The organism is Benzoatithermus flavus (genome assembly GCF_037908215.1).
Taxonomy (GTDB): Bacteria; Pseudomonadota; Alphaproteobacteria; order Geminicoccales; family Geminicoccaceae; genus Benzoatithermus; species Benzoatithermus flavus.
In genome coordinates, this window is record NZ_JBBLZC010000036.1 from 1 (window position 1) to 20,034 (window position 20,034).

At 69.9% G+C, this 20,034-nt stretch carries 14 protein-coding genes and 1 CRISPR repeat array; of the genes, 9 read left to right on the top strand and 5 right to left on the bottom strand.

What is annotated here, in order from left to right; translation table 11 throughout:
* Positions 1–1,499: 1,499 nt before the first annotated feature.
* The 3 genes from U1T56_RS22120 (at position 1,500) to U1T56_RS22130 (ending at position 7,519) form a co-directional block, all read left to right on the top strand.
* Positions 1,500–2,315 (top strand): universal stress protein, encoded by an 816-nt coding sequence (locus U1T56_RS22120; RefSeq protein WP_418161683.1) that lies wholly within the window; start codon positions 1,500–1,502, stop codon positions 2,313–2,315.
* Between the two features lie 402 nt (positions 2,316–2,717).
* A CRISPR array of direct repeats spans positions 2,718–5,352; the repeat unit is 32 nt; unit sequence GTCGCTCCCCGCGCGGGAGCGTGGATTGAAAC.
* Positions 5,353–5,483: 131 nt separating this feature from the next.
* Positions 5,484–6,206: an ImuA family protein gene (locus tag U1T56_RS22125; RefSeq protein ID WP_418161684.1), complete on the top strand. Its 723-nt coding sequence runs from the start codon at positions 5,484–5,486 to the stop codon at positions 6,204–6,206.
* A 452-nt stretch (positions 6,207–6,658) separates the two neighbouring features.
* Positions 6,659–7,519, top strand: a complete 861-nt coding sequence (locus tag U1T56_RS22130) for an amidohydrolase family protein (RefSeq protein ID WP_418161685.1) — start codon at positions 6,659–6,661, stop codon at positions 7,517–7,519.
* Here the strand turns inward: U1T56_RS22130 and U1T56_RS22135 are convergent.
* The gene (locus U1T56_RS22135; RefSeq protein ID WP_418161686.1) at positions 7,498–8,466 is read right to left on the bottom strand and encodes a fatty acid desaturase; all 969 of its coding nucleotides are present in this window, start codon (positions 8,464–8,466) and stop codon (positions 7,498–7,500) included. The two genes, U1T56_RS22130 and U1T56_RS22135, sit on opposite strands and share 22 nt — an antisense overlap.
* A 164-nt stretch (positions 8,467–8,630) precedes the next feature.
* Here U1T56_RS22135 and U1T56_RS22140 point away from each other — a divergent pair, with 164 nt between their 5' ends.
* On the top strand, positions 8,631–9,476 hold the full coding sequence (locus U1T56_RS22140) for a transcriptional regulator (protein WP_418161687.1): 846 nt from the start codon (positions 8,631–8,633) through the stop codon (positions 9,474–9,476).
* Between the two features lie 31 nt (positions 9,477–9,507).
* On the opposite strand, the gene U1T56_RS22145 is transcribed toward U1T56_RS22140, so the two are convergent.
* Both U1T56_RS22145 and U1T56_RS22150 read right to left on the bottom strand, forming a co-directional pair.
* Positions 9,508–11,745, bottom strand: coding sequence for a cation:proton antiporter domain-containing protein (locus tag U1T56_RS22145; protein ID WP_418161688.1), 2,238 nt, complete (start codon positions 11,743–11,745; stop codon positions 9,508–9,510).
* Between the two features lie 109 nt (positions 11,746–11,854).
* Positions 11,855–12,760, bottom strand: a complete 906-nt coding sequence (locus tag U1T56_RS22150) for a LysR family transcriptional regulator (RefSeq protein ID WP_418161689.1) — start codon at positions 12,758–12,760, stop codon at positions 11,855–11,857.
* Positions 12,761–12,856: 96 nt separating this feature from the next.
* Here U1T56_RS22150 and tmpA point away from each other — a divergent pair, with 96 nt between their 5' ends.
* The 3 genes from tmpA to U1T56_RS22165 all read left to right on the top strand — a co-directional run bounded on the left by tmpA (position 12,857) and on the right by U1T56_RS22165 (position 15,339).
* Positions 12,857–14,020 (top strand): 2-trimethylaminoethylphosphonate dioxygenase, encoded by a 1,164-nt coding sequence (gene tmpA / locus U1T56_RS22155; protein ID WP_418161690.1) that lies wholly within the window; start codon positions 12,857–12,859, stop codon positions 14,018–14,020.
* Positions 14,017–14,607 (top strand): (R)-1-hydroxy-2-trimethylaminoethylphosphonate oxygenase, encoded by a 591-nt coding sequence (tmpB, locus tag U1T56_RS22160; RefSeq protein ID WP_418161691.1) that lies wholly within the window; start codon positions 14,017–14,019, stop codon positions 14,605–14,607. The genes tmpA and tmpB overlap by 4 nt, the downstream gene beginning before the upstream one ends.
* A gap of 102 nt (positions 14,608–14,709) precedes the next feature.
* On the top strand, positions 14,710–15,339 hold the full coding sequence (locus U1T56_RS22165) for an OmpA family protein (RefSeq protein WP_418161692.1): 630 nt from the start codon (positions 14,710–14,712) through the stop codon (positions 15,337–15,339).
* On the opposite strand, the gene U1T56_RS22170 is transcribed toward U1T56_RS22165, so the two are convergent.
* Positions 15,305–16,006: an alpha-ketoglutarate-dependent dioxygenase AlkB gene (locus tag U1T56_RS22170; RefSeq protein ID WP_418161693.1), complete on the bottom strand. Its 702-nt coding sequence runs from the start codon at positions 16,004–16,006 to the stop codon at positions 15,305–15,307. The genes U1T56_RS22165 and U1T56_RS22170 overlap by 35 nt on opposite strands.
* On the opposite strand from U1T56_RS22170, the gene U1T56_RS22175 reads away from it, so the two are divergent.
* Positions 16,005–16,250, top strand: coding sequence for a type II toxin-antitoxin system VapB family antitoxin (locus U1T56_RS22175; RefSeq protein ID WP_418161694.1), 246 nt, complete (start codon positions 16,005–16,007; stop codon positions 16,248–16,250). The two genes, U1T56_RS22170 and U1T56_RS22175, sit on opposite strands and share 2 nt — an antisense overlap.
* 117 nt (positions 16,251–16,367) lie before the next feature.
* Here U1T56_RS22175 and U1T56_RS22180 read toward each other — a convergent pair whose 3' ends face one another.
* Positions 16,368–17,072 (bottom strand): glutathione binding-like protein, encoded by a 705-nt coding sequence (locus U1T56_RS22180; RefSeq protein WP_418161695.1) that lies wholly within the window; start codon positions 17,070–17,072, stop codon positions 16,368–16,370.
* 192 nt (positions 17,073–17,264) lie between these two features.
* Between U1T56_RS22180 and U1T56_RS22185 the strand changes: the two genes are divergently transcribed.
* Positions 17,265–20,021 carry an HAD-IC family P-type ATPase gene (locus U1T56_RS22185; RefSeq protein WP_418161696.1) on the top strand — a complete coding sequence of 919 codons (2,757 nt, stop codon included), beginning with the start codon at positions 17,265–17,267 and terminating at the stop codon, positions 20,019–20,021.
* The last annotated feature ends 13 nt before the right edge of the window (positions 20,022–20,034 follow it).

The window sequence follows — 20,034 nt, forward strand, 5'->3', positions numbered from 1 at the left end:
CGGCGCCGCTGCGCCGGAAGGCGCCGGCAGCGGCCTTTGGCAGCCGCTCGGCCCGTGGCCGTCCGTCCTCGGTCCGCTCTCCGGTGAAGCCGCGCAACCCCACCCTGGCCGGTCGGCCCGATGACCCCTCGCCCTACACCCGCATGGGCGCCGAATGGCCACCACGACCACGGACGCTACCTCGACCCAGAACCCACTGGTGTGGGTAGCCGAGGTCAATGGCCCGATGATCGACCTGCGGGCCATGCCCCGCGAGGCCCAGGAGATCGCCTTCGCGAAGGGGGATGATCCCCTACGCCCCTGCCGACCGGGAGTAAGCATCACGAAGCGGATCGGCACCCGGTCGGCATGCACCCGGCGGCACTGGCGGCCGCGTCACCTTCGGGAGATCGGCGATGCGCTTTGCGGTTCTCCGTGGTGACAATAGCCGGCGCCACGAGGCGGACTTCGGCGATGACCCCGTCACGCTCGATGTCGCGACCAGCGAGGCCACGGTGCAGATCACCCTCGAGGCAGCGGACGATCCAGGTCCGTCGGGCCGACGCCGCTTCGTGACGCTGGCGCTGCCACGGGAGGCGCCGATCACCGTCCTCGGGGCCGCACCCCGCGAGCCGCTCGATCACTGCCGTCCGACCGCGTTCGGTGCGCACGGAAGCGCACGACGACCAATGAGCAAGACGTTCCGGCGGTGTAGCGCACGACGATCGGGTCATCGCAGGGCGAGCGGCCTTTCGGTACCAGGGCAGGGCGGCGGCCCAGCCGGAGGCGGAACGGCTCGAGATCCGGTTCCTCGATGGGGTCAGGACAGGTCGGACCGGGCGGGTGTGCCGGCGCCGGCACCAGCAAGGTGCACGCCCGTGCGGCCGCCGCGACTTCCGCCACGATGCGGTCTGGCCGTGCGGCGCGGTCCGCCCGGCGTGCGACGCCGGGGTGGTGTCGATCCTGCCGTGCAGTGACACCACGGCGATGCCGCGGCTTGTTCAGCGACAATCGTCCTGGCCGGGCGTATGGCCTCATCCAGCGATGTTGCCGAGGCAAGCCTGACGCTCTTGCGAGCCGCGTAGGGGGCGGTCACCGCCCTCGGCGCCGCGGCGGGTATGCCGCGGGCGGTAGCGCCTTGCAGGATCGGCCGGGTTGCCGCATCGGCCCGCCGGGCCTTCGCCTCCTGCGCGGTCCGCTTCCGCTCGCTCGGAAACCGCCCCGGGCAGCGCTCCTGCAGCCGCACCGGGATCTCGGTCGCGGGCGGCGAGGGGGCGTTCCGAAGCCGGCCCCGGACCTCCGCGCGCGCCGCATCGAACGGCCGCCGGCCGGACGCCCGGGGTCGGTGCCACCGCACCGGGCGGCGGTGCAGATTCCCGGAACAGACTCCGGGCATGGCTGGCCGCCGGCGAACACCTTGCCATGAACCGGTTCCAAGTAGCCTGCGATTTGCTCTAGGAAGGAGATCGGAGCCGCCGTGTTACCGGTCGTTCTGCTGCCGTGTGTGAGGGAGGCCGTTCATGTCGTACCGGACCATCCTGGTCGAGCTGTCGAGCGAGCGCGTCGCGGAGACCAACCTACGGGTCGCCCGCCGCCTTGCCGCCCGCTTCGATGCCAGCTTCGTCGCCCTGCATGTCGTCCCGCCCCCTTACGTGCCGAGCACCTGGGACGGCGGCGCTTCGGTCTATATCCGCCCGGAGCTGCTGGAGGCGCAGCGTGCCGCCGCCGAGGCCGCCCGTCGCCGTGCCGAGGCGGCCTTTCGTGCGCTCTGCGCCGACGACCCCCGCGCCGTCTGGCGCGAGGCCGAGGGCGATCCAGCGACGGTCCTCGCCGAAGCCGCCCGCACCGCGGATCTCCTTCTCGTCGCCCGACCCGGGCCGAGCGCCCTCGACGATCCCGACCTGCCCGAGCGCCTCGTCATGACCACGGGCGTGCCGGTCCTGATTCTGCCGCAGGGTGCTCCCGAGGACCTGGGCCGCATCATCCTCGTCGGTTGGAGCGGCTCGCGCGAGGCGACACGCGCGGCCCACGAGGCGCTGCCGTTCCTCACCACCGCCGGGCGCGTGATCCTGTGTGCCGTCGGCGAAGGCGGCGTCGCCACGCTCGAGCCGGCGGCCGAGATGCTCCGCCGCCACGGCGTCCCGGTCGAACCTCTGGCCGTGACCGAGCCCGACGACGACGCCGGCGCGGTCCTGCTCGCCCAGGCTGCCGCCCACGATGCGGATCTCCTGGTGATGGGCGCCTACGGCCACGCGCGGCTCCGCGAGCTCGTCTTCGGTGGCGCCACCCGTCGAGTCCTGAGCGAAGCCACCCTGCCGGTTCTGTTCAGCGGCTGAGGCCGTAGCGGGGGAGGGGCATCGGCTTGCTCCCGTGATCTCCTCCGACCGCTTTCGGAGGAGATCGCGTGCGCGTCAGCAGGCGGTGATGCCGGCTCGGGACGGCTACGGCAGGCAGAGGCGGGCCCGCAAGGGCGAGGGTCAGCGAGCCCGCCTCCCGATGCTCGCGCGCGAGGTCGATCCGGCGCCGGACCTGGACGGCCTGCTCGCGCTCCGAGACGCCTTGCGCGAACCCGAAGCATCCGACCGACCCCCGGGAGGTTCGCGCAAGACGAAGCCGCTGGTTTCTCAAGTACTTGACGGCAGAACGCTCTTTCCCGTCGTCCGGCCTCGAGCCATCGCATGCAGGTTCGCGCACCAGAGCCGATTTCCTGCTGCCCACCAATGTGTTACGGTCACGGCGTCGCTCCCCGCGCGGGAGCGTGGATTGAAACTTTTCAGCCGATGGCCTCACGGAGCCGTGCGGGCGTGTCGCTCCCCGCGCGGGAGCGTGGATTGAAACCACGCGCTCGGCTGAGCGTGCGCAACGGGGATCGTCGCTCCCCGCGCGGGAGCGTGGATTGAAACTTTCCGACAGGTCGGCGGCATGCGCGCATGCCCATGTCGCTCCCCGCGCGGGAGCGTGGATTGAAACTCTGGTTTATTGGTCATTGTGCAGCGGATCTTACGTCGCTCCCCGCGCGGGAGCGTGGATTGAAACACCGCGACCAACCACACCGTGGCCGCCTCGACCACGTCGCTCCCCGCGCGGGAGCGTGGATTGAAACAGGTCCGCACGGTCACAGGGATCGGGTAGCGATTCGTCGCTCCCCGCGCGGGAGCGTGGATTGAAACACCACGGGCTTTGGCAAGTACATGAACCCCGGCATCGTCGCTCCCCGCGCGGGAGCGTGGATTGAAACGAGCTGATCGGCACCTCCTGCCCCGCGAATGTCGTCGCTCCCCGCGCGGGAGCGTGGATTGAAACTACACCATGGCCGGCTTCGACGCCTCGGGCCGCAAGTCGCTCCCCGCGCGGGAGCGTGGATTGAAACTGGTCGACCTTGGCGAGCCCAGCCCTGAGACTGTCGTCGCTCCCCGCGCGGGAGCGTGGATTGAAACGAGGTAGCGAAGGTAGTCATCGAGGATGGTACCGGTCGCTCCCCGCGCGGGAGCGTGGATTGAAACTTCGCCACGCTTGAAATCAAGGGTGACCAGAGCGTCGCTCCCCGCGCGGGAGCGTGGATTGAAACGTGCCGCGATGGCCCCGAGCGTGGTGACGGCATCGGTCGCTCCCCGCGCGGGAGCGTGGATTGAAACATGTGCACCGTCGCGGCGGGGCACGGGGGCGACAGTCGCTCCCCGCGCGGGAGCGTGGATTGAAACGACGACCTCGACGAGGCCATCGCGGCCGGTCGGCGCGTCGCTCCCCGCGCGGGAGCGTGGATTGAAACGCCGCGACGGCCTACCTCTGCCCCGCCGGCAAGGTCGCTCCCCGCGCGGGAGCGTGGATTGAAACTCGACAGTGTCGATCCATCGCCCGACTCCCTGGGTCGCTCCCCGCGCGGGAGCGTGGATTGAAACTGCTGCGAGCGCGGCGAGAGCATCGTAGGAGTCGCGTCGCTCCCCGCGCGGGAGCGTGGATTGAAACCTTGCCGACCAGGCCAGCCAGGATGCCGCCGAATACGTCGCTCCCCGCGCGGGAGCGTGGATTGAAACCTCGGATCCACCTGCCTCAAGAAGCTGCGGGCGAGTCGCTCCCCGCGCGGGAGCGTGGATTGAAACGCGTCCTTTCATTACCGCGAGCGCCGATGCACCAGGTCGCTCCCCGCGCGGGAGCGTGGATTGAAACTGTAGAGTTTCCAGCTCCTTCGCCGTGCCGGTCGTCGCTCCCCGCGCGGGAGCGTGGATTGAAACCGGCCTGCCGTGGCCGTCGGGGATCGGCCAGGCCGTCGCTCCCCGCGCGGGAGCGTGGATTGAAACGCCCCGGCGATGAGATAGGAGTTCTGGTCGTTGTCGAAGTCGCTCCCCGCGCGGGAGCGTGGATTGAAACAACATCGGCGGCGTCCTGTTCGAGATCCGCGAGGGTCGCTCCCCGCGCGGGAGCGTGGATTGAAACGTGGTCGAGGTCGTGGCCGAGGTCGAGGTCGTGGCGTCGCTCCCCGCGCGGGAGCGTGGATTGAAACGTGAAGAAGTTCGGCGTGACCATCGTGACGGCCGCCGTCGCTCCCCGCGCGGGAGCGTGGATTGAAACCTCCGTCACCCTCAACACCGATGACAAGCCTGCGTCGCTCCCCGCGCGGGAGCGTGGATTGAAACGAGCTTGGTCTGCGCAGGGCGGCCGAGGCCACGGGTCGCTCCCCGCGCGGGAGCGTGGATTGAAACTTGTGGCAGCTTATTACTTACATCTATGCCGGATGGTCGCTCCCCGCGCGGGAGCGTGGATTGAAACAGCGCGCCGTTCGTGCCGAGGGCGGTAGGCGCTGGGTCGCTCCCCGCGCGGGAGCGTGGATTGAAACGAGCTCTGGCTCGAGGTGTTCGACGCCAATATCGCGTCGCTCCCCGCGCGGGAGCGTGGATTGAAACAATCTCGGCGAGAGCTATCACTTCGGACTGCTCAAGTCGCTCCCCGCGCGGGAGCGTGGATTGAAACTGCCCCTGGCTGCCGTCGAGCGGCGACGGCACGAGGTCGCTCCCCGCGCGGGAGCGTGGATTGAAACTGTTGTCTCACCCCCCCCCCCCCCACCAGGAGACCCCACCGTCGCTCCCCGCGCGGGAGCGTGGATTGAAACAGCGCACGCACGTAGGCGAGGCCTTAGGCGAGGGTCGCTCCCCGCGCGGGAGCGTGGATTGAAACTGGCTGTACTCTGGCCTTGCCGCGACATTCGCGCAGGTCGCTCCCCGCGCGGGAGCGTGGATTGAAACCTATGATCCGACATCTGTCAGCTCTCATGTGCGGAGTCGCTCCCCGCGCGGGAGCGTGGATTGAAACAACGAGCGGCCGTTCGTGCGCTACGAGACAATCGGTCGCTCCCCGCGCGGGAGCGTGGATTGAAACAAAAAGTATTGACACCGATGCCAGCGCCCTGGCGTCGCTCCCCACGCAGAAGCACGAGTCGAAACCGCGCTTGACAGTCATGCGGACCCGATTAGAACAAAACATGAACAGACAGCGGGAAGGACGAGGCCATGGCGACAGCAGCGGTGCTCGACGATCTGCGCGTCCGCGCTCGTGCCATCGAGAGCGTCAGGGCCGCCTTCGGTCGCGGGGTGGCGCGGCTCGGCGGGCCGTTCGATGCCGCCCTGCCCTGGGGTGGCCTACCTCATCGGGCGCTGCACGAGGTGAGCGGGCTCGCCGCGACCAGCGCTGCGGCCGCCTTCGGCCGGCGTTTTCTCGGGCGCGGCGGGGTGCTGATCTGGTGCCGCAACGCCCGGCTCGTCGGCGAGCTGGGCGAGCTCGACGATGCCGGCTTCGCTCGCTTCGGCCTCGAGCCGGCCAGGGTGGTCGTGGTCCGGGCCGAGGACGATGCCGAGGTCGTGGCGGCGTTCGAGGCGGCGCTGCGCTGCCGCGGGGTGGCCTGCGCCGTGGCCGAGGTCGGCCGGCTCGATCTGGCCGCGAGCCGGCGGTTGCAGCGCGTGGTCGAGGCCGGAAGCGGAGCGGGGCTGATCCTGCGGCCCGAGCCCGATCCGTCGCCCAACGCCGCGCTCACCCGCTGGCGCGCCGAGCCCCTGCCGGCCGCGGCCGGGATCTTCTGGCGGCTGGTGCTGTGGGGCGGTCGTGGCGCAGCGCCCGGCGTGTGGGCGGTACGGTGGGACGAGCCGACGCTGTCGTTCGCGCCGGCCATTCCGGCAGCCGACGCGGCGCTCGGAGAGGGGAGAGCCGTATCGGCGGCCGGCACTGCCGCCGGATGAGACGATGCGGGCGATGGAGACGAGGTCGATCGCATGACGCGAGGACGATGGAGCCGGCCCGGCGATGGAGCCTCGCCCCGGCCGGCATCGGAGTTCGCACGCTGCTTCAGGACCGGCACGAGGAGCCGGCGCGGGCGCAGCGACGGCTGGCGCAGTCTTCTGGACGTGCTCGGGCGCCCCGGCCGGGCCGGGCGTTCCGGCGGCGAGCCCGTGGCGGATCCTTTCCGGCGCTCGGGCTCTCCCAGGAAGTGATCGTCCTGGCGGGCAACGCTCCGCATTGACCGACCTGCTGGCCGGCAGCACAGTTCCGCCCGGCCTTGCGACCGGGTCGATGGACAGTGACGACCCGGCCCGGCGGCACGTGACAGGGAGGCGGTCCGGTGCGCGCAGCGGGATGCCCGGTTCTCGCCGTGGCTCGCCCGACATCCGGCCCGAGAACAGAAGGAAGAGCGATGCCCGGCTTTCCGATCGTCGACAGCCACGTCCACCTCTACGATCCGACCTGGCTGCGCTACAGCTGGCTCAAGCGGCTGCCCAGGCTCGACCGACGGTTCGACCTCGCGGATCTCGACCGGGCGCGCGGGCCGGTCCAGATCGACAAGATCGTCTTCGCCGAGGTCTGCGTCGATCCGGGCCTGCACCTCGCCGAGGCCGCCTGGGTGCAGAGGCTGGCGGACCAGGACCCGCGCCTGTGCGGGATGATCGCCCACGCTCCGATCGAGAAGGGGGCGGCGGTCGAAGAGGATCTCGTGCGCCTCGCCGAGAACCGGATCCTCAGGGGCGTGCGCCGGCTGATGGAGATCGAGGTCGATCAGAGCTTCGTCCTCGAGCCGCGCTTCATCGAAGGGCTCGAGGTGCTGCCGCGCTTCGGGCTCGGCTTCGACATCTGCGTCAAGCACTGGGGCCTCGTGTTCGCGATCGAGCTGGCGCGGCGCTGCCCCGAGGTCGGCTTCGTCCTCGACCATATCGGCAAGCCCGGCATCCGGCACGGCCTCAAGGAACCCTGGTGGAGCCAGATCCAGGAGCTCGCGCGCCTACCCAACGTGGTCTGCAAGGTCTCGGGCGTCATCACCGAGGCGGATCACGCCCGCTGGACCAAGGAGCAGGTACGGCCCTACATCGAGCACGCGATCGAATGCTTCGGCTTCGACCGCGTGCTGTACGGCAGCGACTGGACCGTCGCCGAGCTCACCCACCGCTATCCGGAATGGGTGGCGCTCCTGGACGAGGTGCTGGCGGGCTGCAGCGAGAGCGAGCTGCGGCGGTTCTGGCGGGACAACGCCATCCGCTGCTACCGGCTCGACGAGGGCTGAGCCTCGAGGTCCACCGGCCGCAGGACGTTCGGGCGCACGCGCCCGAACGGGTGCACGGGCGCATCGTGCGGCCGCAGCAGAAAGCGACGGAGAACGTCGACGTAGGAGCGGTAGACGAGCCCGCCGTTGGCAGCGACAAGGCGGTCGCGGTTCGCCCGGTACCAGCCCGGCAGCTCGTACCAGGGCAGCGCCGGGCGTGCATGATGCGCGGCGTGCAGGTTGTTGAAGAGAAAGAGGAGACCGAGCGGGCCGGACCGCTCGACGATCGCCGTCCGCTTGGCCGGCTCCGCCGCGGCGCGATGCTCCGCGAACGAGCGGATGAGCAGGAGCGAGGTCGCCGGGTAGACGAAGGCGGCCACGTAGAGTAGCGGGTCGATGCCGCAGACGAGGACGAGCCAGGCGAGGATGCCGGCGACGCCGATGGCATGATGCAGCCAGAGGCGGCGCGCGTCGCCGCTGCCGGCGATCACGAGCCGCGCTTCGGCGAGAAGGAAGCGGCCGATGCACCAGGCTGGACCGAGGATAAGGCGGCCGAGCAGTGTTCCCTGGAGGCGGACCGCCGCTCGGCCGAGAGGCCCGAGCCGCTGCCAGGCCTCGGGCGTCCAGTAGAAGCTCTCGGGGTCGTCGAGCGGGTCGGTCAGGCGCTCGTCGCGATGATGCGCGAGATGGGTGCGGCGGTAGCGCTCGTAAGGCAGCCAGAGGCTGAGCGGCGGGAAGGCGAGCGCCGTGTTCACTCTGCGCCAGCGCGTCGGATGGCCGTGGATGATCTCGTGCTGGAGCGAGCCGTGCCAGGCCACCACCCAGGCGCCCAGCGGCACGAGCAGCCAGAGCGGCAGCGCCGCGTGAAAGAAGGTCAGGGCCGCCCAGGCACCATAGATCGAAAGCGCCAGCGCCACGGTGGGCCATTCCACGACCACGGCGCGCTGGCACCGCAGGCTCGACTGCACGCGCGTCCTCCTCGCGAATCGACCGTGCAGCGAGGATGGAAGAGGCCGGTCTGACACTCAACGCGGCATCGCGAACATCGAGTGGCATCTTGTCGATGATGTTTGACAATACGTGCTGAAGCATGGCAGGTCATGACTTTGCACAACGATGGTGACATTGCACCATGAACCGCCGCGATACCGCCCGGATCTTCCGCGAGCGTCTGACGAGGATCGTCCAGCGTACGGGCGGCAGCCTCTCCGCCTTCGCCAGGTCGATCGGGCTCGACCGCTCGGCCCTTTCGCAGCTTCTCGATCCCGAGGAGACGCGCCTGCCACGGGCCGAGACCCTGGCGGCGATCGCTGCCGCGCACCGGGTCTCGGTCGACTGGCTCTTAGGGCTCAGCCAGCGCGAGCAAGTGGGGGCCGACATCATCGAGGAGGTGTTCCGGGTCGAGCCCGCCGCCTCGTCGCCGGTCGACCAGCGCTTCCTCGACTGGTACCGCGAGGCCGCCGGCTACAAGATCCGTACCGTGCCGCGCAGCTTTCCGGACATGCTGAAGCAGGAGGCGGTGATCCGCTTCGAGTACGCGAGCGCGCTCGCGATCGATCCCGACAGTAACGTCGAATCGGCGCAGGCCCGCCTCGCCTATCTCCGCCGGCCCGACACGGACGTCGAGGCCTGCGCGTCGGTGCAGGCATTCACGGGCTTCGCCCGCGCGGAAGGCGCCTGGGAAGGACTCGACGCCGGGACGCGGCGGGCCCAGCTCGCCTACATGGCCTCGCTCTGCGACGAGCTCTATCCGGGCTTCCGGCTGTTCCTCTACGACCTCCGGCGGACCTACTCGGCCCCCTTCACCGTCTTCGGGCCGCTGCGCGCGACGCTCTATCTCGGCCAGATGTACCTCGTCTTCAACTCGCGCCAGCACATCCAGCTCCTGACGCGTCGCTTCGACGATCTGGTCCGCGCGGCGACGCTGCAGCCGCCCGACGTCCCGACCTTTTTGCGCCGGCTCGCGGACGCGCTTTGAGGCACGAAGGCGGTCGCGACCGGCCGATCGGTCAGCTCGCCACGAACAGGATCGAGCAGGCGGCCCGTTCCAGAATTTCGGCAGCGACGTCGCCGAACGACAGCGTCTCGCCCGCGCGGCGGCGAACACCCATGACGATCAGGTTGTGGCGGCCCTGCTTCGCCTGCTGCAGGATGGCATCCTCCACGGCAACATCCGTGCGCACGACGGTCCGGATCGGTACCTCGTAGCGGTCGGCGAGAGCGATGACCGACTTCAACGCCGCTTCCCGCTCCCGCTGCCGAGCGCGCCGACGTCGCCACGGCGTCTGCCTGGCGCCGGTGGCGACGACGTGAAGCGCCGTCGCCGGGGCACTCGCCGCGCGCGCCAAGGCGAGCCCCACCTCCGCGCCGCGGCGTGATTCCAGCGCGCCGCTGACCGGGATCAGGATGCTCAGGGGCGTATCGAGCGGTCGGTCCACGTGCACGCCGCGGGCCGTCGCCACCGCGAGGGCACCTTCGAAACCGGCCGCGATGTGTGCGACATCCTCGTGGAAGCCGCCATCGGGGCCGACCGTCCGCGCGATGCCGATCAGCAGAAGATCGTATCCCTTGCGCGCCTCGCGGTGCACCGTGTCTCGAACGGATCCCTCCTGGGGCCGTGCCAGCACCTCGACCCCGACCGGGGACGGCGTCCGTGGCTCCTGCTCCGGCCCATGGGCTCCGGCGGCAGCTTCGACGACCGCCGTGGCTCCGCTCGTCTCGGCGGGATCGGTCGGTTCCGCCGAGGCTCCGGTGTCGGCGAGGTGCAGCACCGTCACCGGCATGCCGCGCGAGGCAGCGAGCAGGCCGGCCAGGCGCGAGGCGAACCTGCCGACGGGGCTGGCATCCGCGGCGACCAGCAGTCGCTCGAGGTTGGGGACGAATCCCCGCGCCTCGAGCGCCTCCCGCTCCAGGCGGGCCTGCTCCTCCGCGCTGACCGGCAGCCTGCCCAGCGCCCACCGCAGGCTCGGCGGCATCGCCATCGTGGTGACGAACGCCATGGTGACGATCATGGTGTAGAGATCACGGCTGAGGATGCCCATGCCGAGGCCGATCGAGGCGATGATCACCTCGGTCGAGCCGCGGGCGTTCATCCCGCATCCCAGTGCCAGCGCCTCGCGCAGCGTGAGGCCGCCGCTGCGCGCGCCGAGGAAGGCGCCCCCGAACTTGCCGACGCTGGCGATCAGGACGAGCCCGAGCGTCAGGAGCAGGAGGTGCAGATCCGCAAGGATGGTGAGATCGGCGCCGAGGCCCGCGACCCCGAAGAAGACCGGCATGAACAGGGCGGTGATCAGGCTCCGCAGGCGCTCGTCGATCTGCCGGGTGAGGATCGGGGACTCCCCGACCAGGATGCCGGCCACGAAGGCGCCCAGCACGGTATGCACGCCGATCGCATGGGTGGTGAGCGCCATCAGCCCCATCACGACCAGGATCGTGGAGATGACCGCCGCCTCGCTCACGAAGGCATCGTTGGTCCAGCGGATGAGGAACGACACCGCCCGCCGCCCGAGCGTGAAGCTGATGCCGAGGAACAGCGCCGTGCCGAGGACGCTCCAGGCCAGCGCTCCCCATTCGAGCCTGCCGTGCTGGGTGAGGCCGAACGTGATCGCGATGATGATCCAGCCGATCGTATCGTCGATGATCGCGGAGGCGACGATCACCTGACCGATATCGCGCCGCAGGAAGTTCATCTCGCGCACGACCACGGCGACGATCTTCACCGACGCGATCGACAGCGCGGTGCCGAGGAAAAGCGCGGTGATCAGGCGCTGGTCGGGCCGTGGCAGCATCGCTTCGGGCAGGAACTCGCCCAGCACGAATCCGCAGATGAACGGGACGACCACACCGGCGAGCGAGGCGCTGAGCGCCGCCCGGCGCACCTTCCTGACCAGCGAGAGGTCGGTCTCCATGCCGGCCAGAAGGAGCAGCATGAGGATGCCGAGCTGCGAGACGGCATCGATCATGCCTTTCTGGGCAGGATCGGCGGGGAAGATCGTGCGCTGAGCCTGCGGCCACAACGCCCCGAGCACGGAAGGCCCGAGCAGAAGACCCGCAAGGAGCTGACCCATGACGGCAGGCTGGCCGATCCGCTGCATGGCTTCGCCCATCAGCCGACCGAGCAGGACCAGGACGACGATCTGGGCGAGGAAGACGACCTCCGACGGGGTGCCTTTTTCCGCTCCGGCGGCGAGCGCGGGTGCAGCGGCGAGAGCGGCCGCCGAGGCCGTCACGGCGACCGTCGACCGCATCCGAAGGCTGATTCTGGTGCGAGCCCCGGCCATGAGCGTGTCCGCCTCCGCTCCTCGACCCTCGAAGGCACGGGAGTGCCATGGATGGGAGGTCGGCGGCAAGGCCGGATCACGAGGGCCGGATGCTCGTCCGCGACGCTTCGTCCAGAAGCCAGCGCCATACCGATTCCACATCCGAACCGGTGGCGGCGCGCCGGATGCGCGCGAGCCAGTGGCCCGAGGCGGTGCGGAGCTCGCGCGGCGACAGGCGGACCAGAGCGCCGCTCGCGAGCTCGGCCTCCGCGAGCGGGAGCGAGGCCAGGAGAACGCCTGCGCCGGCCTTCGCGGCCGCCAAAGCCGTCACGAGCGTATCGAAGCGCAGCCGGGGCGCCGCGGGAGCCGGCATCCCTTCGGCCGCGAACCATTCCGACCATCCCTCCCTCGCTCCGGCGAGGCCGAGCAGCGGCAGCCTGGTCCAATCGCCTTCCGGCGCCGTCCGCAGCAGCGCCGGAGCACAGACCGGCGTCAGGCTTTCGGGCAGGAGATGCCGGGCTTCCCGGTCCGGCCAGGCGCCGTCGCCGAAGCGGATCTCGAGCGCCGCCTTCTCGGCATCGTAGTCGGCAGGCCGGTGGATCGCGGCGATGGTGAGATTGATGCGCGGGTGCGCGGCTACGAGCCGCGGCAGGCGGGGAGCGAGCCACAGCGTCGCGATCGAGGCGGGGGCGGCGAGCTTCACCGCGCGTCCGCGCTCGACGGCGAACAGGTCGTGCGTGCTGCGGGCGAGCGCCGCGAACGCTTCGTGGACGTGCGGCAGATAGGCTGCGCCGTCGGCCGTGAGCTCCACCCCACGCGGCAGCCGCCGGAACAGCGGCCGGCCCAGGCTCGCCTCGAGCTTGCGGATGTGCTGGCTCACGGCCGCCTGCGTCAGGCCGAGGTCGCGCGCCGCCGCGGTGAAGCTCTCCCGCTGCGCCGCGGCCTCGAAGGTGCGCAGCCATTCCGGCTCGGGCATGGTGAAGGGGCGGGCGGCGCGTGTCATAAGTCAAAAGAGGTCATTGGCCTCAACAACATTGCTTTTCTTATCGCTACCGCTCCGTACCATCAATGCCGGTCACGGCTCGGAGGGGATCAGCGCATGGCCCGGCTTGTGGATGCCGTCGTCATCGAAGACGGCAAGGCCTTGAGACTCGCTTTCGCCGACGGCGGCACGTCCAGGTTCCATGCCGTCTGGCTCAGGGACAACGCGCTCGACCCGGAAACCCGCAGCCCGCGCAACGGCCAGCGCCTGATCACGGTGCTCGACGTCCCGGAAGCCGTCCGCATCGGGGCTGCCGATGTCTCGGATGGTGGGAGTGCCCTGGTCGTGCGCTTCGCGCCCGAGGGCAAGGAGATCGTCTACCCCGCCGCGTTCCTCGCCGCTCACGCCTACGATCGGCCCCATGGCGGCGAGCGGCGCGGCTGGACGGGGCCCGAGATCGAGCGCTGGGACAGAGGGCTGCAGGAGGATCTGCCGAAAGCGGCCTACGGCCGCGTGCGGTCGGACCGGCAGGCGCTCGGTGCCTGGCTCGCCTGGGTCCGCCGTTACGGCTTCGCCGTGCTCACGGGCATGCCGACCACGCCCGGCGCCTTGTGCGACGTGGTCGGGCTGTTCGGCTATGTGCGCGAGACCAACTACGGCCGCTGGTTCGAGGTGCGGGCGGAGGTCGATCCTACGAACCTCGCCTACACCAATCTCGGCCTGCAGGCGCACACCGACAACCCGTACCGCGATCCCGTGCCCACGCTCCAGCTCCTCGCCTGCCTCGAGAACACGGTGGAAGGTGGCGATTCCGTCGTGGTCGACGGCTTCATGGTCGCGATCCGGCTCCAGGAGGAATGGCCCGAGGGGTTCGATCTGCTCGCACGCTATCCCGCCCGCTTCTCCTACGCCGGCACGCCGGACGTCCGCCTCGAGGCGAAGCGGCCGATCATCGAGCTCGGCCCTGACGGCGAGCTGATCGCGATCCGCTTCAACAATCGCTCCGCCGCTCCCTTCACGGACATCCCTTACGAGGCGATGGCGGATTACTACCGCGCCTATCGCCGGTTCGCGGAGCTGATCGAGGACCCGGCCCACGCCGTCACGTTCAAGCTCGAGCCCGGCGAGCTGTTCATCGTCGACAACACGCGTGTACTCCATGCCCGAAAGGGCTTCTCGGGCTCCGGCACGCGCTGGCTGCAAGGCTGCTACGCCGACAAGGACGGGCTCCTCTCCACGCTCGCCGTCATCGAGAACGCCCATCGGGAGACCACCGCATGAATCCCTCCGCTCTCACCCGCGCCACGATCGTTCCCTTCATCGCCGACATCTTCGAGCGCCGGGGAGCAGAGTCCTATCTCGGCGAGGCGGTCAGCATGTCCGAGCACATGCTGCAGGGTGCCGTCCTCGCCGAGCGGGAGGGGGCGCCCGAGGAACTGGTCGCCGCGGCGCTGCTCCACGATATCGGCCACTACACCAACGAGTTCGGCGAGGATTACATCGAGCAAGGGATCGACAACCTGCACGACGAGGCGGGAGCTCGGGTGCTCGAGCCCTTCTTCCCGCCGCTCGTCACCGAATGCGTGCGGCTGCACGTGGCAGCCAAGCGCTATCTGTGTGCGACCGAGCCGAGCTATTTCGGCAGGCTGTCGCCCGCTTCGGTCGCCACCCTGCGGCTGCAGGGCGGACCCATGAGCGCGGACGAGGTCGCCGCGTTCGAGCGGAACCCTTACTGGCGCGAGGCCGTGCGCGTCCGGCTCTGGGACGAGGGCGGCAAGGTGCCCGGCATGGCCACACCGCCCTTCTCCCATTATGCGCCGCTCCTGCAGCGCGTCGTCGATCGCCATCTCTCGGCGGGAGCCGGGTAAGGCCGCCGGCGGCCGGGCGGGAAATGTGCGTTCGGCCACTGCGAGACCGCGACGAACGGGTTCAGGATGACCGGAAGATCCCGCTTTCGGAAGAAGCAGGTCATGTCCTCGAGTCCGGCCCCCCGCCCCATCGCCTTCGCCGTTCTTCTGCTGCTCGCAGGTGCGCTCCCTGGGAGCGCCGCAGTCGCGGGCGATGTCGCTCTGTTCCAGAGCCGTCTGCCGAGCGTGGCGGAACTCGCCTTTCTGCTGTGGTCGAAGCCGGTGCGGCCCGAGCCGGCACGGCGCACCCGCAGCTTGTGGACCCGCGACAATCTCGACCTCGGGCCGCACGCTGCGGGCGTGGTGCAGGCTACCGGCGAGGCGGGCGATGCGGCCCCGTCCGAAGCGCCTGCGCGGGGCTTCGCTTTCCTGATTCGCTTCGCGTTCGCCTCGACCGAGATCCTGCCGGAATCACGGCCGTTCCTGGACCGTGTCGGCGAGCTTCTCGCGAGCGAGGAAGCTGCGGGCCGGCGGCTCAGGGTCGTGGGCCATGCGGATGCGACCGGGCCCGAGATCTATAACCAGAAGCTCTCCGAGGCGCGCGCGGCCGCCGTGCGCGGCTATCTCATGGCCTGGTACGGTATCGCACCCGAGCGGCTCGCGGCCGAAGGTGTCGGCGAGCGCGAGCCGCGGCAGGGCACCGATCCTTACGATCCGATCAACCGCCGGGTCGAGTTCCTGGCTGCGGACTGAAGGGGCTCGCCGCAGGCGGCACGCTCACCCGGCGGAGCGTGAGGTTGATCCGCCCGCCGCCCGGAACGAGAGCCGACGTGCCGGGCAGGATGCGGTCGATGCCGTGAAAGCAGAGGCGGGACGCCCCGCCCAGGACGACCACGTCGCCGCTCCTCAGCACGATGGTCCGGCCGGGATCGCGCCGGTTCGTGCCGCCGATGCGGAAGAGCGCATCGTCGCCCAGCGAGACCGAGACCACCGGAGCCGAGAGATCGGCCTCGTCGCGGTCCTGGTGCAGACCCATTCTCGCACCCGTACGATAGAGGTTGACGAGGCAGGCCTCGGGCGGGTGCGGGTAGCCCGCGACCGCCTGCCAGAGCTCGAGCAGCGAGGCGGGGAGCGGTGGCCAGGGGCAGCCGGTATCGGGATGGTGCGGCTGGTAGCGATAGCCCTCTTTGTCGGAGACCCAGCCCAAGGACCCGAGATTGCACATCCGAACCGAGAGCGGCCGGCCCGAGCGCGGCATGGTCGGCTGGAACCAGCCGGCGGCCCCGACCGATGCCAGCACCTCGGCTAGGAGTCCTTCCTGTGCCGTCGCGTCGAGCCGGCCCGGCAGATGACGAAAGCCCGCCGGCAGTGGCTTGCCCGACACGAGAGAGTGCTGCTGCGGATCGTTGAGGTGGGACATGGCGATCCTGATCGAGAGCGACGAGGCGGAAGCGCTCCTGAAGGAGATAGACAGCGCCGAAGGCACGGCCATCGGCGAGAGAGTGCTGGAGCTGGCGCGTCAGGAAGTGGCACGGCTACGGCGGACCTCCCGCAGCGATTGTGCCGAGCGGTTGCAGCGGCTGGAGGAGATCTCCCGCCTTGCCGCTGCCAAGATCCCGAAGGATGCACTCTCTCCGGACGAGATCATCGGCTGCGATGAGTAGGACCTGACGACGTGATCGTCGGCACACTCGCGCCGATCGCCGGCCTCCGGCGGGAGCCGGAGGCTGGTCCTTTCGATCTGGCGCTGCTCGAAGCACGAGCCCGGTCGTGTGCTGCCGTCAGCGGTTCAGGGTGGCCGCGGTCTGGCCGAACAGGATCTTCTTGGCCTCTTCGTCCACCGTGGCGTCGCGGCGCTGGTAGGCTTTGCCGACCTCGTAGGCGCGGCGGGTGGCCGGGCGGGCCTGGATCGCCTCGAACCAGCGCTTGAGATGCGGGAAGTCGTCGAGGTTCTGGCCCTGGCGCTCGTAGGGCACGATCCATGGATAAGAGGCCATGTCGGCGATCGAGTAGGCTTCGCCCGCCACGAACGGCCGGTCGGCGAGGCGCTTGTTCAAGACCCCGTAGAGCCGGTTGGTCTCGTTGACGTAGCGGTCGATCGCATAAGGGATCTTCTCGGGCGCGTACTGCGAGAAGTGGTGGTTCTGCCCGGCCATGGGCCCGAGCCCGCCCACCTGCCAGAACAGCCACTGCAGCACCTCGACCCGGCCCCGCAGGTCGCCCGGGATGAAGCGGCCGATCTTCTCGGCGAGATAGAGCAGGATCGCGCCCGATTCGAATACGGATATCGGATCGCCGCCGTCGGCCGGCGCGTGGTCGACGATCGCCGGTATCCGGTTGTTGGGCGAGATCTTGAGGAACGCGGGCTCGAACTGCTCGCCGCGTCCGATGTCGACCGGGACGATCCGGTAGGGCAGCCTCGCCTCCTCGAGGAACATGGTGATCTTGTGGCCGTTCGGGGTCGGCCAGTAATAGAGATCGATCATGGAGCCGCTCCTGCCGGGATGATGGGATCAAGGATACCCTCCCGCTCGTAGATAAGGCAGGTATCCTCGGGCAGCCACCATGCGCGCGCATCGTCCTCATGCCGGCGTGCGGCACCTTGTCGGACCGCCGGCACGGCCGGGATCGCCCAGACTGGGCTGCCACGACGATTCCGTCCGCAGCGAGGAAGAAGCATGGAAGCCGTGCCGGGCAACGAGACCGCGACGCCGAACTGGCACGCCCTGCCGGCCGAAGCGGCGCTGGCCGCCGTCGATGGCCGGGCGGAAGGCCTGAGCACGGCCGAGGCGCTGGCGCGCCGCGTGCGGTTCGGGCCCAATGCGGTCCGTCCTCCTGCACAGCGTAGCGCGCTCCTGCGCTTCCTGGCACAGTTCCACAACGTCCTGATCTACGTGCTGCTCGCGGCCGGGTTGGTCACCGCCGCTCTGGGGGATTGGATCGATGCCACGGTGATCGTGGCCGTGGTGGTGATCAACGCCGCGATCGGCTTCATCCAGGAGGGGCGGGCGGAAAAGGCGCTCCAGGCGATCCGCGGCCTGCTCTCGGAGCAGGCGGTCGTCCTGCGTGACGGCCGCCGCCAGGTGGTGCCGGCGGCCGATCTCGTGCCCGGCGACATCGTCTTCCTCCAGTCCGGCGACAAGGTGCCGGCGGACCTGCGCCTCCTGCAGGTGCGCTCGCTGCAGGTCCAGGAGGCGGCGCTCACCGGCGAATCCGTGCCCGTGCAGAAGACGGCGCTGCCCGTGCCCGCGGAGGTGCCCTTGGGGGATCGCGCCTCGCTCGCCTTTTCCGGCACCCTCGTCACCTACGGGCAGGGTGCCGGCGTCGTGGTGGCCACGGGCGATGCCACCGAGATCGGCCGGATCGGCCGGTTGCTCGGTGAGACCGACGATCTCACCACGCCACTCCTGCGCCAGATGGCGGATTTCAGCCACAAACTGGCCTTTCTGATCCTCGCGGTCGCCGTCCTGATCTTCATGGTCGGCCATCTGGGTTGGAAGTTGCCGCTGCAGGAGATGTTCTCGGCGGCCGTGGCGCTTGCGGTCGCCGCCATCCCCGAGGGGCTGCCGGCGGTGATGACCATCACGCTCGCGATCGGCGTGCAGCGCATGGCACGCCGGAACGCCATCGTGCGCCGGCTGCCGGCGGTCGAGACTCTGGGCTCGGTCAGCGTGATCTGCTCGGACAAGACCGGCACGCTCACACGCAACGAGATGATGGTCGAGAGCGTGGCCACGGCCATGGGTCTGTTCGAGGTGAGCGGCGAGGGCTACTCGCCCGAGGGCGAGATCGTTCCGCCGGCAGAGGCGCCGCCGGCCGCCGCCCGGCGGCTTCTGGCCGACGTGGCCCTGGGTGCCGTCCTGTGCAACGAATCGGGCCTGCGCCGCACCAGGACCGGCTGGCAGGTCGACGGCGATCCCATGGAAGGGGCTCTCCTCGTGCTCGCGCACAAGGCCGGCATCGATGCCGACGCGGCGCATCGCTTTCACCCACGCGACGACGTCATCCCGTTCGAATCCGAGCACAGGTTCATGGCGACCCTGCACCACGACCACACGGGCCGCCGCTTTCTCTATGTGAAGGGCGCGCCCGAGCGGATCGTCGCCATGTGCGCGCGCGAGCACGGGCCCGAGGGCGACGTGCCGATCGATCCGGCCCGCTGGCAGGCGGAGCTGAGCGCCATCGCCCGCCGCGGCCAGCGCGTTCTGGGTCTGGCGCGCAAGGAGATGCCGCCGACGACAACGATGCTCGCCTTCGCCGACGTCGAGGCGGGCGGCTGCACGCTCTTGTGCCTGTTCGGCATCGTCGATCCGCCGCGCCGCGAGGCGCTCGCGGCGGTTGCCGCCTGCCGGGAGGCCGGCATCCGCGTGAAGATGATCACGGGCGACCATCCCGACACGGCGCTCGCCATCGCCCGGCAGTTCCGACTGGAGAACACCGACGTGGCGCTCACCGGGGGCGATCTCGATGCCCTGGACAGGGCCGGCTTCGCGCGTGCCGCGGCCGAGGTCGACGTGTTCGCGCGCACCACACCCGAGCATAAATTGCGGTTGGTCGAGGCACTCCAGGCGCAAGGACGGATCGTCGCCATGACCGGCGACGGGGTCAACGATGCCCCGGCCCTCAAGCGCGCCGACATCGGCGTCGCCATGGGCCGGCGCGGCACCGAGGCCGCGAAGGAGGCGGCGCAGATGGTGCTCGTCGACGACAATTTCGCTTCGATCGCGCACGCGGTCGAGGAAGGCCGTGTCGTTCACGACAACCTGAAGAAGGCGCTGCTCTTCTTCCTCGGCACCAACGCGGCGCAGGCACTCACGATCACGGTGGCCATCCTGTTCGGTTGGCATCTGCCGATCACGGCCGCGCAGATCCTGTGGGTCAACCTCGTCACCGCTATAACGCTCGGGCTGGCGCTCGCCTTCGAGGTCGCGGAGGCCGACGTGATGCGCCGTCCGCCCCGACCGGCCGGCGAGCCGCTCGTGGGCCCGTTGCTCGCCTGGCGGATCGCGCTGTTCGGCGGCCTCGCCCTGCTCGCGACGCTCCTCGTGTTCGAGCTCGCCCGCCGCCACGGTGAACTCACCCTGGCCCGCACCATGGCCGTGAACACGCTGGTCGCCTGCGAGATTCTCTTCCTCTTCAACGTGCGCCGCCGCTCGGCCGCCGCCCTCTCGGCCGAGGCGCTGAAGGGCCTGGGCCCGGCGCTGGCCTCGAGCGGCCTGATCGTGCTGCTCCAGCTCGTCTTCACCTACTGGTCGCCACTCGGAGGCCTGTTCGGCACCGTGCCGTTGACCGCACGGCAGTGGCTGCCGATCCTTCTCTGCGCGCTCGCCATGTTCGTCGTGATCGAGCTCGAGAAGCTGATCCTGCGCCGCTGGTCGGGCGGTGTCGGACGGGGCCACGTCACGGGTCGCCACGGAGCGCCTGCCGGGCCATAATCGAGCCCACATG

Coding starts and splice junctions, on each gene's coding strand:
- U1T56_RS22120 (WP_418161683.1), top strand. CDS start 1,500: ATGTCGTACCGGACCATCCTGGTCGAGCTGTCGAGCGAGCGCGTCGCG.
- U1T56_RS22125 (WP_418161684.1), top strand. CDS start 5,484: ATGGCGACAGCAGCGGTGCTCGACGATCTGCGCGTCCGCGCTCGTGCC.
- U1T56_RS22130 (WP_418161685.1), top strand. CDS start 6,659: ATGCCCGGCTTTCCGATCGTCGACAGCCACGTCCACCTCTACGATCCG.
- U1T56_RS22140 (WP_418161687.1), top strand. CDS start 8,631: ATGAACCGCCGCGATACCGCCCGGATCTTCCGCGAGCGTCTGACGAGG.
- U1T56_RS22145 (WP_418161688.1), bottom strand. CDS start 11,745: ATGCGGTCGACGGTCGCCGTGACGGCCTCGGCGGCCGCTCTCGCCGCT.
- U1T56_RS22150 (WP_418161689.1), bottom strand. CDS start 12,760: ATGACACGCGCCGCCCGCCCCTTCACCATGCCCGAGCCGGAATGGCTG.
- tmpA (WP_418161690.1), top strand. CDS start 12,857: ATGGCCCGGCTTGTGGATGCCGTCGTCATCGAAGACGGCAAGGCCTTG.
- tmpB (WP_418161691.1), top strand. CDS start 14,017: ATGAATCCCTCCGCTCTCACCCGCGCCACGATCGTTCCCTTCATCGCC.
- U1T56_RS22165 (WP_418161692.1), top strand. CDS start 14,710: ATGTCCTCGAGTCCGGCCCCCCGCCCCATCGCCTTCGCCGTTCTTCTG.
- U1T56_RS22175 (WP_418161694.1), top strand. CDS start 16,005: ATGGCGATCCTGATCGAGAGCGACGAGGCGGAAGCGCTCCTGAAGGAG.
- U1T56_RS22170 (WP_418161693.1), bottom strand. CDS start 16,006: ATGTCCCACCTCAACGATCCGCAGCAGCACTCTCTCGTGTCGGGCAAG.
- U1T56_RS22180 (WP_418161695.1), bottom strand. CDS start 17,072: ATGATCGATCTCTATTACTGGCCGACCCCGAACGGCCACAAGATCACC.
- U1T56_RS22185 (WP_418161696.1), top strand. CDS start 17,265: ATGGAAGCCGTGCCGGGCAACGAGACCGCGACGCCGAACTGGCACGCC.